Here is a 13,143-nt window from a genome sequence, read left to right as displayed (position 1 = left end):
CGCGAGTCCTGGTCACTGGGACGGCAGCTCCGGCCGGGGCACCGCCCACCGCCGGGCGGAGTACGCGCGGCTCGCCGCCGCGGCCGCCATCCGCACGGCCGGGCCGATCCGCTCGGGCTGCACGGCGGCGCTGGGCCCGGTGACCGACAGCGCGGCGGTCACGGTGCCGGTGAAGTCGAAGATCGGGGCCGCGACGCAGCTGATGCCGGGGTTGCCCTCCTCGCGGTCGTAGGCCCAGCCCTGCTCGTGCACGACGGCGAGCGCGCGCTCCAGCGCGTCGGCGTTCGTGATGGTGCGCGGGGTGCGGCGCGTGAGGCCGGCCGCCACCACCGCCGCGACGACGTCGGCGCCGGACCAGGCGAGGATCGCCCGGCCGAGCCCGGAGCAGTGCGCCGGGATGAACCCGCCGACCTGGTCGAGCATCGGCAGCTGGCGGTGCCCGCTGATCTTCTCGACGACGAGCACCCGGGTGCCTTCGAGAACGCCGAGCTGCACGGTCGTCTTGGCCGCCGCGTAGAGGTCCTGCAGGTACGGCAGCACGGCCTCGCGCAGCTCGTGGCGCACCGGCACCAGGCCGGACAGCTCGAACAGGCGGTTGCCGATCCGGTACTTCTCGCCGGGCTTGTCCAGCCAGCCGAGCTCGATCATCCGCGCCGCGGTCCGGTGCACGGTCGAACGCGGCAATCCGCTGCGCTCGACGAGCCGGGACAGCGTCAGCTCGCGATGAGCCGCGTCGAAGGCGTCGAGCAGCGCGGCGGCGCGTTCGAGTGCCCCGGTGACGTCTGGGGCGCTTTCGGGGTCCCGGGCAGTGGGACCCGGCTTTGGCCGGCCGGCGGTCATGGGCCGAATGTAGGTCACATCATGGAGAGCAACCAGTCCTACGCGAAGCGCCGTCGCGTCGCCCTCGTCGGCGGCGGTGCCGGCGGCATCGGCTCGGCCTGCGCGGCCGCGCTGCTGGCGACCGGCCACCGCGTGGTCCTCGCCGGCCGCACGGAGTCGACCCTGGCCGAGACCGCGTCGAACCTCGGCGACGACGTCGGGCACGTCGTGTGCGACCTCGCCGATCCGGCCGCGGCGGCCGACGCCGTGACCCGGGTGCGCGAGCGCCACGGCTCGCTCGACGTCCTCGTGGTCAACGCCGGCGGGCCGGCACCCGGCCGCGTGCTCGACGTCCCGGCCGGCCAGTGGCACCACGACCTCGATCTGCTGGTCCTCGGTCCGCTGTCGCTCATGCGCGCCGCACTGCCCGCGATGGCCGAACGTGGCTTCGGCCGCATCGTCGTGATCAGCTCGACGGCGGTCCGGCAGCCGCAGCCCGGGCTCGCCGCGTCCACGGTGCTGCGCTCGGCGACGACGTCGGCGGCGAAGCTGGCCGCCCTCGAGTACGCCGACCGCGGCGTCACCGTCAACTGCGTCGCGGTCGGCGCCACGCTCACCGCGCGACGGCTGGAGATCGTGCGCGGCCGGGCCGGTGCGGCGGGCGTCGACGTCGCGACCGCGATGGCCGAGGACCTCGCCGCCATCCCCGCCGGGCGGGCCGCCGCGCCGCGCGAGGTCGCGGCCGCGGTGGCGTTCCTGGCCTCGCCCGAAGCAGGCTATGTCAACGGAACCGTGCTGACCGTCGACGGCGGCCGCACGGAATGTCCCGCCTGAGCGGAAGGTGCGCATGACCACGACCGGACCCGGCTTCGCCATGACCGACTTCCTCGCGAGCATCAGCCACACCGTCCGCCCCGACGGGCGGCGGCCCCTCGTCGTGCACGACGGCGACCTCGAAGAGATCCCGCCGGGCGCCGTCCCGAACCCGACGTCGCTGCGGATCGCCGGCACGCTGCCGACCGCGACGTTCGAGCTCTTCCGGCAGGTCATCCCGGCCGGCGAGAGCTCGGACATGCAGCGGCACCACCACGAGACCGTCCACTTCGTCCTGTCCGGCGACGGCCACAGCGAGATCGAGGACGAGACCGTGAGCTGGACGACGGGGTCGTTCGTCTACACCCCGCCGTGGACCTGGCACCGCCACCACAACGACTCGGCCGGCCACCCGGTCGAGTTCCTGACCATCGAGAACTCGCGGCTGCTCGGCCCGCTCGGGCTGAACCGCCGCCAAAGCGCGGGGATGGCGAGCCTCGCCGAGGCCCGCGCCCGCTTCGACCACCGGGAGGACCAGTGACCAAGCCGATCCCCGAGCACGTCGGCATCTGGGGCGAGCTGGGCGAGCTCGAACACACCCTGCGCTACGTCGACGTGCCGCTGGACGGACGTCCCGTGCGGACGCGGGTGCTGCAGGCCGGCGCCGGACCCGACCTGGTCCTGCTGCACGGGACCGGCGGGCACCTCGAGGCCTACGCCCGCGACCTGGCCGGGCTCGCCCGCGACTTCCGCGTCACGGCCTACGACATGGTCGGCCACGGCTGGTCGGACCTGCCCGACCGGCCGTACACGATCGACGTCCTGTCCGCGCACCTCGTGTCCCTTTTGGACGTTCTCGGCATCGGGCGGGCCCACCTGTCCGGCGAGTCGCTCGGCGGCTGGGTGGTCGCCTGGACCGCCGCCCACCACCCCGACCGCGTCGAGAAGCTCGTGCTCAACACCCCGGGCAACATCGCCAACAAGCCCGAGGTGATGGCGCGGATGCGGGACAGCACGATGGCCGCGGTGCTCGACCCGAGCGACGAGACCGTGCGCCGCCGCGTCGAGTTCCTGTTCCACCACAAGGAGATGGTGACCGACGAGCTGGTGAACCTGCGCCGCCGCGTCTACTCCCGGCCGGGGTTCGTCCGGGCGATCGGCAACACGCTCGTGCTGCAGGACCCCGAGATCCGCAAGGACTTCGCGTGGGACCCGGCGTGGGTGTCGAAGGTCAAGGCGCCGACGCTGCTGCTGTGGACCAGCCACGACCCCACCGGCGGGCTCGACGAGGCCGAGCTGCTGCTCGGCTGGCTGCCCGACGCGCTGCTGCACGTCATCGACGACGCCGGGCACTGGCCGCAGTGGGAGAAGGTGCCGGAGTTCCTCGACGTCCACCGCACCTGGCTGCTGACCGGAGAGGACCCGTCCTGATGGCCGGCCTCGCCGGGTTCGCCGGCATGTCCCACAGCCCGTTCGCGACGCTCCTGCCGCCACCGGCCGAGGGCGGCCCGGGCGCGAAGTTCCTCGCCGACGCCTCGCGGGCGCGGTCCGCGGTGGCGGCGCTGGCGCCGGACGCGATCGTCGTGATCGGGCCCGACCACTTCCACGGCAACTTCTACGACGTGATGCCGCCGTTCGTCCTGGGCGTCGAACACGCGGTGGGGTTCGGAGACTTCGGCAGCACCGAAGGTCCGCTGCCGGTCGCCGGGGACCTGGCCTGGTCCGTCCACAACGGACTGACCGACGCCGGCTTCGACGTGTCGCTGTCGTACTCCCTGACCGTCGACCACGGCATCGTGCAGACCTACGAGATGCTCACCGGCGGCGCCGCGCTGCCCATGGTGCCGATCGTCGTCAACACGGCCGCGCCGCCGTTGCCCACCTTGCGGCGGTGTGTCGCGTTGGGCGAGGCGCTGGGGGCGGCGCTGCGTTCGGCGAGCTTCCCCGGCCGGGTCCTGGTGGCGGCGAGCGGCGGGCTGTCGCACTGGCTGCCGTCGAACGACCCCCGCGAGGTGGCCGGCGAACGCCGCGAGTCGCTGATCCACGGCCGTGCGGACGTCCGCGCCTTCGCGGCGGCCCGCGAGCCCCGCGTCCGCGCCATGGGCGGCGACCCGGGCGCGCGGGTGAACACCGAGTGGGACCGGTGGTTCCTGGACCGCCTTCGCACCGGCGACGCGGGTTCGGTGGCCGACCTGGGCCACGAGACGCTCGAAGCCATGGCGGGCAGCGGCGGCCACGAGATCCGCTGCTGGCTGATCGGCCAGGTCGCCGCCGGGGCGCCGCTCGTCTGGACCAGCTACGAGCCGGTCCCGGAGTGGATCACCGGCATGGGCATCGGCACCACGTTCCCGGTGGCCTGATCTCGCGGGCAAGGACGGTACCTGTTCGCACCCTCGGCGTCACCGCGATCTTGCCGCGAGCCTCGGCGGTGCGTTACGCCGGTAGCGGACCAGCGCGACTTCCGCCGAGGAGCAGCTCGTGAAGAAAATGCTCGCCGTCATGGCCGTCGTTCTTCTCGCTCTCGGCGGTTTCGCCTCGCCCGCCGCCGGCGCGAGCGCCAAGAAAGGCGTCAGCGCCAACCCGTACTCGGGCGCCGCGACCGCGTTGAAGGACGTCGGGGCGAAGTGGTTCTACACGTGGGCGCCCGATCCCCAGGGCATCGCCGTGCCCGCCGGGACCGAGTTCGTGCCGATGATCTGGGGACGGGACTCCGTCACGCAGGACCAGCTCGACCGGGCGAAGGCGAACGGCCGCGCCCTGCTGGGCTTCAACGAACCGGACCTGGCGGGCCAGGCGAGCATGCCCGTCGAGACCGCGCTGGACCTCTGGCCGCGGCTGCAGTCCACCGGGCTGCGGCTCGGCGCGCCGGCCGTGGCCTACGGCGGTGACGTCGCGGGCGGGTGGCTCGACCGGTTCATGAGCGGCGCGAAGGCCCGCGGTTACCGCGTCGACTTCATCCCGCTGCACTGGTACGGCGGCGACTTCTCCAGTGCCGCGAGCGGGCAGCTGCAGTCGTACCTGCAGAAGGTCCACGACCGCTACCACCTCCCGATCTGGCTGACCGAATACGCCCTCATCGACTTCTCCGGTTCGACGCCCCGCTACCCGTCTTCGGCCCAGCAGGTCGACTTCGTCAAGCGGTCCACCGCGATGCTCGACGGGCAGTCGTACGTCGAGCGGTACGCGTGGTTCTCGCTGTCGACGGCGACGTCCCCGACCGGCCTCTACGCCGGCACGACCCCGAACGCGAGCGGCGTCGCCTACCGCGCGGTGTAGCCGCGTTCCTGGACGATCCACGTATTGCCGTCCGGGTCGGCGAAGTCGAAGAAGCTCGCGTAGTCACGGCGGTCCGGGTCAGCACCCGGTGCGTAGTCCCCTTGCCAGTCCGCGGACTTCTTGTGGCGTAGCGCGCTGACCGGCACGTCGCGGCCGGCCAGTTCCCGGTGTGCCGCCTCGATGTCGGTCACCACCAGGTAGTGGTCCCGGGCCGAACCCGGGGCCGCGCCGGTCAGGCCGACCCCGAGCTGGATGGACGCCGCCGACCCGGGCGGGGTCAGCTGGACGACCCGGAAACCGTCGTTCGGCGCGTAGTCGACGTCGAGAACGAACCCGAGGGCGCGGTAGAACCGGACCGCCCGGTCGACGTCGGTGACCGGCAGCGTGAGGACCTCGATGCTGAACTCAGACAAGGGGTTCACCGCCGTCGACGTTGAGGGAGACACCGGTCAGGAAGCCGCTGCCCAGCGCGAAGACGACGGCTTCGGCGATCTCTTCGGGACGGCCGACGCGACGCGCCGGGCTGGTGGCCGCGCGGGCGGCGAACAGCGCGGCCTTCTTCTCCTCGCCGAGCGCGTCGTAGGCCCCGGTGTCGATCGTGCCCGGCGAGACCGCGTTCACCCGGATCGGGGCCAGCTCCACCGCGAGACCCCGGGTCAGCGCGTCCACCGCGGCGTTGGTCGCGCCGACGGCGAGCATGCCGGCGGCGGGCTTGCGCGCCGACGATCCCGAGAAGAAGACGAACGAGCCGTCTTCGGGCATGCGGGGCGCGAAGTGCTTCGCCAGCAGCAGCGGGCCGAGCACCTTGACGTCGAACGACCTCAGCACGACGTCGTGGGCGAGCTCCCCGACCGTGCCGCGGGCCCGGGCCGACGCCGTCGACACGACGTGGTCGACCCGGCCGAGCCGTTCGGCCAGGGCGGCGACGGAGGCTTCGTCGGTGAGGTCGACCGACGCGGTGGTGACGTCCGGATCGTCGTAGACGAGGGACTTTTCGTCGCGCCCGGCGACCACGACCGTCGCCCCGGCCGCGCGGACGGCGAGCGTCACCGCGCGAGCGATGCCGCTGCCGCGGCCGATCACGAGGACCGTGCGGTCCTTCAAGGAAGTCATCTCAGTTTCCCTTCGAGGCAAGGAGTTCGTCGGGGTCCAGGCCCCGGTCGATGCCGTGCGGGGTGACGGTCTGGCCCGGTTCGAGGGACAGCTTGCGGCCGTCGAGGGTCACGTCGACGACGTCCGGTTCGAACGACACGAACCCGGACACCCGCTCGACCTCGGGCCACGCCTCGGGGTACGACCACGCGGCGCGCTTGCCGGACCCGATGTCAAAGTAGCCGGCCAGCCCCTTGTACGGGCAGAAGGTCTCGCCCTCGACCGGCGTCAGCGCGTCCAGGTCGATGTCCTCGCGCGGCACGTACCAGCGCGGCGCGAAGCCCGACTCGTACAGCACGACCGGGCGCCGGGTCTCGGCGACGACGCGGTCGCCGTCGCGCACGACGAGGTGGCGCGAGGTCTGCCGGATGTCGACGCGGTGGTACGGATCGGCCGCGTGGCCGACGATCCGCTCGTCCTCCTCGTAGAACGCGTCCATCGCCCGCCAGGCGAACGCGACGCGGTCGCGCAGGACGTCGGCGTGGCCCGGGAGGCCGCTGTGGCGCCAGGCGGCGCGCGGGGCCTGCTTGTCGGCCGTCCAGACCGCGTACCACTCGGTCGGCCCGAGGTCGCGGTGCGTCGTCGTCCGGTTCTCGGCGACGAGCACGTCGTCACGGACGTCGGCGAGCGGGAAGTACGCCACCGGGTAGCGGCCGGGCTCGTGCAGCAGGACGACGTCCTCGCTGTCGGCCACCCACTCCCCGCCGAACCGCACGCGCATCCGCCGCCGCAGCGGCTCGGCGAACAGCAGCCGCTCGGGCAGCGGCTGCTCGACCAGGAAGTGCCCCACCGCCCGCGTCGCCAGTGGTCCTTGCTGCCAGGCCAGTCCCATGACCTCCTCCTAACCTTTTAAACTTTGTTTGATGGTTAGACATGGAAGCACCGGTACTGTAACCTGTCAAGTGTGAGTTTGGAGGTTAGGCCGATGAAGACCGACGAGACACTGCTCCTGGACCTGCTGAACACCACCCCGGTGCGTGACGGCGTCCCCGGTGATGACCTCGCCGACGAGGCGGCGGCCCGGCGGTGGCTCGCCGGCCACGGGCAGCCGGCCACCGGCGACGAGCACCGCGCGCTGCTCGAGGCGCGGTCCGTGCTGCAAGGGATCGTCCGCGGTCACGAGGCGCCCACCGCCGCCGCGCGGTTCGTCGACGACGTCACCTACCGGGCATCCTTCGGCAACGACGGCGTCGAGTGGGTCCTCGACGTGCCGGCCGGGCGGTCGGCCGCCGCGCGGGCGGTGCTCGCCTGGGACGCGCTCGCCAAGTCGAGCCCCGGCCGGCTGCGCCCGTGCGCCAACCCGGAGTGCCGGCTGTTCCTGATCGACCACAGCAAGCCCAACAGCGCCCGCTGGTGTTCGATGGCCGTCTGCGGCAACCGCATGAAGGCCCGGCGGCACTACCAGCGTTCCCGCTCGGCGGAATGAAGGAGACGACCATGGCGCGCTTGGTGTCGCTGAACGTCGGGATGCCGAAGGACGTGCCCTGGGAGGGGCGGACCGTCCACACGGGAATCTTCAAGTACCCCGTCGGCGGCAGGCTGATGGTCCGCCGCCTGAACGTCGACGGCGACGGCCAGGGCGACCTGGGCGGCCACGGCGGCGAGAACCGCGCGGTGCTCGTCTACCAGCGCCAGTCCTACGAGCACTGGCGGCGGTTCCTCGGCCGCGATGACCTCGAAGACGGCCAGTTCGGCGAAAACTTCACCGTCGACGGCCTGCCCGACGACGAGGTGCACATCGGCGACCGCTACCGGATCGGCGAGGCCGAGTTCGAGGTCACCCAGCCCCGCGTCACGTGCTTCCGCGTCGGGATGCGCCTGGGCGAGCCGCGGATGCCGTCCCTGCTGGTCGCGCACCACCGGCCCGGCTTCTACCTGCGCGTCATCACCGAAGGCCACGTCGAAGCCGGCGACGAGATCGTCCGCACCCGGACCGGCCGCCACGAGATGAGCGTCGCGGACATCGACGCGCTCCTCTACCTGCCGGGCCGCGACGCCGACGCGCTCCGCAAGGCCGTCGACATCCCCGCGCTCAGCCCCGGCTGGCAGGGGTCGTTCCGCGACCTCCTGGCCGCGGCGCCGGCCCCCGCGCCGGCCGGCTGGCGCGGCTTCCGCCGGCTGCGCGTCGCCCGGGTGGTGCCCGAGAGCACGACCGTGTCGTCGATCCACCTGGCCGCCGACGACGGCGCGCCGCTCCCCCGGCCCGAACCCGGCCAGTACCTCACGCTGCGCGTCCCCGGCGCCGGCGACCCCGCGCCGGTGCGCAGCTATTCGCTGTCGGCGGCGCCGTCGGACCACGAATACCGCATCAGCGTCAAGCGGGACGGGGTGGTCAGCGGCTACCTCACCACCCGGCTCGCCCCCGGCGCGCTGGTGGACGTCGCCGCGCCCCGGGGCGACTTCGTCCTGGCCGACGACGACCGTCCCGTGGTGCTGGTGTCCGCGGGCATCGGCGTGACGCCGGTGCTGGCGATGCTGCACGCGCTGGCCGCGCGCCGGACGTCCCGGGAAGTCCGCTGGGTGCACACCACCCGGACGGCCGCCGAGCAGGCGTTCACGGCCGAGGCGCACCGGCTCGTGGCGAGCCTCCCCCACGGCCGTGAACACCTCCACTACACGGCCGAGAGCGGCCGGCTGACCCTCGCCGAGTTGTCCACTTTGGACCTCCCGACCGACGCGACCGCGTACCTCTGCGGCCCGGACGCGTTCATGACGGCGATGCGGAAAGCCCTGGTGTCACTGGGCTTCGACGCTGCCCGCGTCCACAGTGAACTCTTCGGCGGCGTGTCCGCGGTCAACCCCGGGCTGACCGGCGTCGTCCGGAAGACCCCGCACGTCCCCGCGGGCGCGGCCGGAACCGGCCCGGCGGTGACGTTCGCGCGCAGCGGCCTCACGGTGCCGTGGAGCGAGGAGTACCCCAGCCTGCTCGAGTTCGCGGAGGCGTGCGACGTGCCGACGCGCTGGTCGTGCCGGACCGGGGTCTGCCACACGTGCGTGACACCGCTGCTTTCGGGCCGCGTGGAGTACGACCCCGACCCCCTCGAACCGCCCGCCGACGGCGAGGCGCTCGTCTGCTGCGCCCGGCCCCGGGAGGACGTCGTCCTGGACCTCTGAAAGCCTCGTCAGAGGAGCAGGCTGGTGAGAAAGCCCAGCAGCAGGCACACCCCGCAGATCTTGACGATCGAAATCGGCGTGAAGAGGATTTTCATGGTCGTCACTTTCCTTTCCGGAGATCCCCTCCCAGCGTGGACGGCATCCGGCGGGCCTCGCACAGATCTCGAAGAACCGAACGATTCGCGCGCCGGGGATAACCTGGACGGGCCCGGCGCGCGTTCGCCGGTGGTCCTGGTTCCGGGGCGGAGGCGGAAATGGCCCAGGCTGATCCCGACGACCGCGTCCGGCGCCGGTTGCGGACCCTGCAGCGCGCGGTCGGCGGTCCGAGCGACGCCGCGCTGGCGCGGCGCAGCGGGATGTCGGCGGCCACGTTCTCCGAGGTGATGTCGGGGAAACGGAGCCCGCGCGAGGAGTTCGTCGGCAAGGTGGTCGCCGGGTGCGTCGTGTCGGCCCGGGTGAACGGCCAGGCCCCGATGGACGTGCGGCGGGTGCTGCACGCGTTGCGGCTGCCGGGGCACACCGCGTCCGACAGCGGGCTCCTGGAGCGCGACGACGACCTCGACCGCTGCTCGGCGGTGCTGGAGGCGGTCCGGGACCGGGTCGGCGCGACGGTGCTGATCGAGGGCCCGGCCGGGATCGGCAAGTCGCAGCTCATGGCCCAGGTGTGCACGGAGGCGGCGGTGCGCGGGATCGTGCCGCTGGCCGTGCGGGGCAACCAGCGGGACCAGACGATGGCGTTCGGCGCGGCCCGCACCCTGCTGGCCCGCTGGGTCGCCGGCCGCGGCGAACGGGAGCGGCGCGCGCTGTTCGCCGGGGCGGCCGACTTCGCGCGCGTGCCGCTCGGGGTACCCCAGGCCCGGCACCGCGGCCCGGACTCGATGATCGGGCTGACGGAGGCGTTGTACTGGCTGGTGGTGAACGCGACGTCCCTGCTCGCCGCCGGCGGAGACGAGGAAGGCCTGCTCCTCGCGGTCGACGACGCGCACTGGCTCGACGAGGAGTCGTTGCGCTGGCTGGAGTTCCTCGCCGACCGGCTCACCGGGCTGCCCGTCGTGCTGCTGCTGGCGCACCGGCCGCACGAACGGGCCGCGCTCGCCCGCATCGGGGTGCGGGCGACGGAGGTCGTGCGGCCGCGCCCCCTCGGCCTGGCGGCGGTCCGGACGCTGGTCCGCGGCGGCCCGCTTCCGGCCCGGGTGCGCGGCGGCGAACCCGACGACCGGTTCTGCGCGGCGCTGCTCGACCGCAGCGGCGGCAACCCGTTCTACCTGCGGTGGATGCTCGACATGGCGCGGGAACGCGACCTCAAGCCCACGGCGTCCGACGCGGAGCTGGTCGGCACGCTCACGCCGCGCCACGTGGTGGCGTACCTGTCCGAACGGCTCGCCCACCTCGGCCCGGACGCGCGACGGCTGGCCCACGCCATCGCCGTGCTGGGCCCGGGACACCCGCTCGGCGACACCGCCCGGCTGGCCGGGCTGGCGGCGGCCGAGGCGAAACGCGAGTACGACCGGCTCTGCGACGAGGCGATCCTCGCCCCCGGGCCGACGGTGGAGTTCCGCCACCCGATCATCCACAGCGCCGTCCACGACGCCATCGACCCGTCCCGCCGCAGCGATCTCCACCTGGCCGCCGCCAAGCTGCTGCACGACCGGGACGCCGCGCCCGACGCCGTCGCGGCGCACCTGCTCGACGTCCACGCCGCCGGTGACCCGTGGGTCGTCGACCTGATGACCACGGCCGCCGAGGACGCGCTCGGGTCGGGGCTCGCCGCCACCGCGGCGCGCTACTTCCGGCGGGCGATCGAAGAACCGCCGCCGGCGGCCCGCCACAGCCGGGTGCGGCTGCGGCACGGCCAGGCCCTCGCGTTGGAGCAGGTGGCGGCCGCGCTGCCCGAACTGCGCGCGGCCTACGGACTGGCACCCGACGACCCGCAGCGCACCGACGCGGCCGTGGCGCTCGCGAAGACCCACGGTTACGCCGACCAGGTCGGCGACGCCGTGCGCCTGCTCGACGTCGCGCTCGGCCGCTGCCCCGACGATCGGCAGCGGCAACGGCTGCTCGCCGAGCAGCTGCTCTGGGCCGCCTGGTGGTCCGACGATCCGCTCCGCGCCGACCGGATGGCCCTGCTGGACCGGATCGCGCCCCCGCTGCCCGGCGGCACCGACGTCGAACGGCTGCTGATCGTGCTGCACGCGTGGAGCCTCGTGCTGCGCGGCCGGCCGCGTGCCGAGGCGCTCGCGGCGGTCGAGCGGGTCGTCCGGGCCGGCGTGGTCTTCGCCGACGTCGACCGGGGCATGGAGATCGCCACCATGTCCGGCTTCGTGCACCTCTACTCGGGCGCCGCGGACGTCTCGCACGACCGGTTCGACCAGGCGGTCGACGAGTTCGAGCGCAACGGCTGGCGGGGCACGCACCTCGCGTTCGCCTACGCCAACCGCGGGCACTCGGCGTTGCGGCTCGGCCGGCTCCCCGACGCCGTCGCCGACACGGACATCGCCCTGCGGCTGGCCGTCCGCAGCGGGACCGGCACGCCGGCCGAGTGGTTCGCCACCGGCACGCTCGTGCAGACCTTGCTGGCACGCGGGGAAACCGGCCCGGCGGCGGCGATCTGCGCGGAGCGGGGCTACGGCGACCGCCGTCCGGACGCGGTCGTCATGCCGGTGCCCGCGGCGGTGGCCGGAGAGCTGCTCCTCGCACAGGGCGACCACGTCCGGGCTGCCGCGGCCCTGCGCGATGCGGGCCGCCGGCTCGACGCCGCCCCGATGCGCAACCCCGCGGTGTGCGGGTGGCGCTTCGACCTGGTCGAGGCGGTGCGGCGGCAGGCACCGGACAAGGCCCGCGAGGTGGCGGCCGAGGCGGCGCGCCTGGCCGACGTGTTCGCCGACCCGGCCACCCGCGGCCGCGCACTCCGGACGCTCGCGACCGTAGGCGCGGATCGCCTGCCCCTGCTGGAGGAATCCGCCCGGGTGCTGCGGAACGCGCCGAACCGGTGGGAGTACCTGCGCACCCTCGCGCACCTGGGCACGGCCTTCGCCGGCGCCGGGCACACCGAAGACGGCCGGCGCACGTTCACCGAGGCCGTCGCGCTGGCCGACGAGTGCGGCGCGCCCGCCCTGCGGAAGGACCTCGAAGCGGAGCTCGGCGCTCTGGGCGTCACCGCCGGCCGGCCACCGAGGGTCAACGCCTTGGCGCCGCGCTCACGACGGGTCGCGGAGCTCGCCGCGGCCGGGCACTCGGAGGCCGAGATCGCGCACAAGACGGTGCTGACCCTCGACACCGTCCGGAAGCTCGAGTCCGGCGTCCACGAGCTGCTCGGCACCGAGTCGCGGGCCGGGCTCCGCCGCGTCCTGAACGAACCGGTCAGCGAAGGTCGAGACGCATGAGCCAGCGGACCCGGCGATCGGCCCGCGCGTCGGTCGGCCGGATCCGCACGAACCCGGCCGCTTCGAACAGCGACGTCGTGCCGACGTGGGCGGCACTCGAGCTGATGCGCGCGCCTTCGGTGTCGACGGGGTAGCCCTCCACCGCCGGGGCACCGCAGGAGCGCGCGTGGTCGACCGCGCCGGCGAGCAGCGCCGCGGAAACCCCCTTGCGGCGGTGCGATGAGCGAATCACGAAGCACACGACGCTCCACACGGGCAGGTCGTCGACCGGCGGCATGGTCCGCGAGCGTTTCAGCCGTTCCATGCTCGACCGCGGCGAGACACCACACCACCCGACCGGCTCGTCCCCGTCGTAGGCGAGCACGCCGGGCGCGGGCTTGTCCTCGCAGAGGCCGCGGACCCGCTCGGCACGCGCGTCGCCGCGCAGTGCGCTGTACTCGGCCGAGGTGATGCGGTAGGCGAGGCACCAGCAGGCGCGGTCGTTCCCGCTGGGGTTGAGGATCGCGGCGACGTCTTCGAAGTGTGCCGCCGGGCGGATCTGGACCATGGGGTCACCGTAGATTCGGATGCCCGGCAAAGCCACCGG

Annotated in this window: 13 protein-coding genes; 8 read left to right on the top strand and 5 right to left on the bottom strand. The window is 73.6% G+C overall.

Annotated elements, in window-relative coordinates; all coding sequences use genetic code 11:
* Positions 1-12: 12 nt before the first annotated feature.
* Complete coding sequence (locus ACZ7OU_RS26330; protein WP_470257132.1) at positions 13-840, bottom strand: IclR family transcriptional regulator; 828 nt, start codon at positions 838-840, stop codon at positions 13-15.
* 21 nt (positions 841-861) lie between these two features.
* Between ACZ7OU_RS26330 and ACZ7OU_RS26325 the strand changes: the two genes are divergently transcribed.
* The 5 genes from ACZ7OU_RS26325 (at position 862) to ACZ7OU_RS26305 (ending at position 4,908) form a co-directional block, all read left to right on the top strand.
* Positions 862-1,653 (top strand): SDR family oxidoreductase, encoded by a 792-nt coding sequence (locus tag ACZ7OU_RS26325; RefSeq protein WP_470257131.1) that lies wholly within the window; start codon positions 862-864, stop codon positions 1,651-1,653.
* 13 nt (positions 1,654-1,666) lie between these two features.
* Entirely contained in the window at positions 1,667-2,173 is a 507-nt protein-coding gene (locus ACZ7OU_RS26320; protein ID WP_470237425.1) for a cupin domain-containing protein, read from the top strand.
* Complete coding sequence (locus tag ACZ7OU_RS26315) at positions 2,170-3,063, top strand: alpha/beta fold hydrolase (protein WP_470257130.1); 894 nt, start codon at positions 2,170-2,172, stop codon at positions 3,061-3,063. Before ACZ7OU_RS26320 ends, ACZ7OU_RS26315 begins: the two co-directional genes overlap by 4 nt.
* Positions 3,063-3,992, top strand: a complete 930-nt coding sequence (locus ACZ7OU_RS26310; RefSeq protein ID WP_470257129.1) for a DODA-type extradiol aromatic ring-opening family dioxygenase — start codon at positions 3,063-3,065, stop codon at positions 3,990-3,992. Before ACZ7OU_RS26315 ends, ACZ7OU_RS26310 begins: the two co-directional genes overlap by 1 nt.
* Before the next feature lie 127 nt (positions 3,993-4,119).
* Positions 4,120-4,908: a glycoside hydrolase family protein gene (locus ACZ7OU_RS26305; RefSeq protein WP_470257657.1), complete on the top strand. Its 789-nt coding sequence runs from the start codon at positions 4,120-4,122 to the stop codon at positions 4,906-4,908.
* Here the strand turns inward: ACZ7OU_RS26305 and ACZ7OU_RS26300 are convergent.
* Genes ACZ7OU_RS26300 through ACZ7OU_RS26290 form a run of 3 tightly spaced genes read right to left on the bottom strand, consistent with a single transcriptional unit; the run spans position 4,893 to position 6,892 of the window.
* A complete protein-coding gene (locus ACZ7OU_RS26300; RefSeq protein WP_470237428.1) occupies positions 4,893-5,330 on the bottom strand; it encodes a VOC family protein in 438 nt (145 codons plus the stop codon). The genes ACZ7OU_RS26305 and ACZ7OU_RS26300 overlap by 16 nt on opposite strands.
* Positions 5,314-6,021 (bottom strand): SDR family oxidoreductase, encoded by a 708-nt coding sequence (locus ACZ7OU_RS26295; RefSeq protein ID WP_470237429.1) that lies wholly within the window; start codon positions 6,019-6,021, stop codon positions 5,314-5,316. Before ACZ7OU_RS26295 ends, ACZ7OU_RS26300 begins: the two co-directional genes overlap by 17 nt.
* A 1-nt stretch (position 6,022) precedes the next feature.
* Positions 6,023-6,892, bottom strand: coding sequence for a DUF427 domain-containing protein (locus tag ACZ7OU_RS26290; RefSeq protein ID WP_470257128.1), 870 nt, complete (start codon positions 6,890-6,892; stop codon positions 6,023-6,025).
* 93 nt (positions 6,893-6,985) lie between these two features.
* On the opposite strand from ACZ7OU_RS26290, the gene ACZ7OU_RS26285 reads away from it, so the two are divergent.
* From ACZ7OU_RS26285 to ACZ7OU_RS26275, 3 genes are all read left to right on the top strand, one after another.
* Positions 6,986-7,486, top strand: coding sequence for a CGNR zinc finger domain-containing protein (locus tag ACZ7OU_RS26285; RefSeq protein WP_470257127.1), 501 nt, complete (start codon positions 6,986-6,988; stop codon positions 7,484-7,486).
* Positions 7,487-7,497: 11 nt separating this feature from the next.
* The gene (locus tag ACZ7OU_RS26280; protein WP_470257126.1) at positions 7,498-9,174 is read left to right on the top strand and encodes an MOSC domain-containing protein; all 1,677 of its coding nucleotides are present in this window, start codon (positions 7,498-7,500) and stop codon (positions 9,172-9,174) included.
* 254 nt (positions 9,175-9,428) lie between these two features.
* The gene (locus ACZ7OU_RS26275; RefSeq protein WP_470257125.1) at positions 9,429-12,557 is read left to right on the top strand and encodes a helix-turn-helix transcriptional regulator; all 3,129 of its coding nucleotides are present in this window, start codon (positions 9,429-9,431) and stop codon (positions 12,555-12,557) included.
* Here ACZ7OU_RS26275 and ACZ7OU_RS26270 read toward each other — a convergent pair.
* Positions 12,535-13,104, bottom strand: a complete 570-nt coding sequence (locus ACZ7OU_RS26270; RefSeq protein ID WP_470257124.1) for a GNAT family N-acetyltransferase — start codon at positions 13,102-13,104, stop codon at positions 12,535-12,537. The two genes, ACZ7OU_RS26275 and ACZ7OU_RS26270, sit on opposite strands and share 23 nt — an antisense overlap.
* Positions 13,105-13,143: the final 39 nt, after the last annotated feature.

Source organism: Amycolatopsis sp. NPDC114505 (assembly GCF_055633615.1).
Note: the sequence above shows the minus strand (reverse complement) of the source record. Positions and strands in the feature narration are given on the sequence as shown.

Bases quoted from the DNA above. Each gene is read 5' to 3' on its own strand.
- ACZ7OU_RS26330 (WP_470257132.1), bottom strand. From the start codon at position 840: ATGACCGCCGGCCGGCCAAAGCCGGGTCCCACTGCCCGGGACCCCGAA.
- ACZ7OU_RS26325 (WP_470257131.1), top strand. From the start codon at position 862: ATGGAGAGCAACCAGTCCTACGCGAAGCGCCGTCGCGTCGCCCTCGTC.
- ACZ7OU_RS26320 (WP_470237425.1), top strand. From the start codon at position 1,667: ATGACCACGACCGGACCCGGCTTCGCCATGACCGACTTCCTCGCGAGC.
- ACZ7OU_RS26310 (WP_470257129.1), top strand. From the start codon at position 3,063: ATGGCCGGCCTCGCCGGGTTCGCCGGCATGTCCCACAGCCCGTTCGCG.
- ACZ7OU_RS26305 (WP_470257657.1), top strand. From the start codon at position 4,120: ATGCTCGCCGTCATGGCCGTCGTTCTTCTCGCTCTCGGCGGTTTCGCC.
- ACZ7OU_RS26295 (WP_470237429.1), bottom strand. From the start codon at position 6,021: ATGACTTCCTTGAAGGACCGCACGGTCCTCGTGATCGGCCGCGGCAGC.
- ACZ7OU_RS26290 (WP_470257128.1), bottom strand. From the start codon at position 6,892: ATGGGACTGGCCTGGCAGCAAGGACCACTGGCGACGCGGGCGGTGGGG.
- ACZ7OU_RS26285 (WP_470257127.1), top strand. From the start codon at position 6,986: ATGAAGACCGACGAGACACTGCTCCTGGACCTGCTGAACACCACCCCG.
- ACZ7OU_RS26280 (WP_470257126.1), top strand. From the start codon at position 7,498: ATGGCGCGCTTGGTGTCGCTGAACGTCGGGATGCCGAAGGACGTGCCC.
- ACZ7OU_RS26275 (WP_470257125.1), top strand. From the start codon at position 9,429: ATGGCCCAGGCTGATCCCGACGACCGCGTCCGGCGCCGGTTGCGGACC.
- ACZ7OU_RS26270 (WP_470257124.1), bottom strand. From the start codon at position 13,104: ATGGTCCAGATCCGCCCGGCGGCACACTTCGAAGACGTCGCCGCGATC.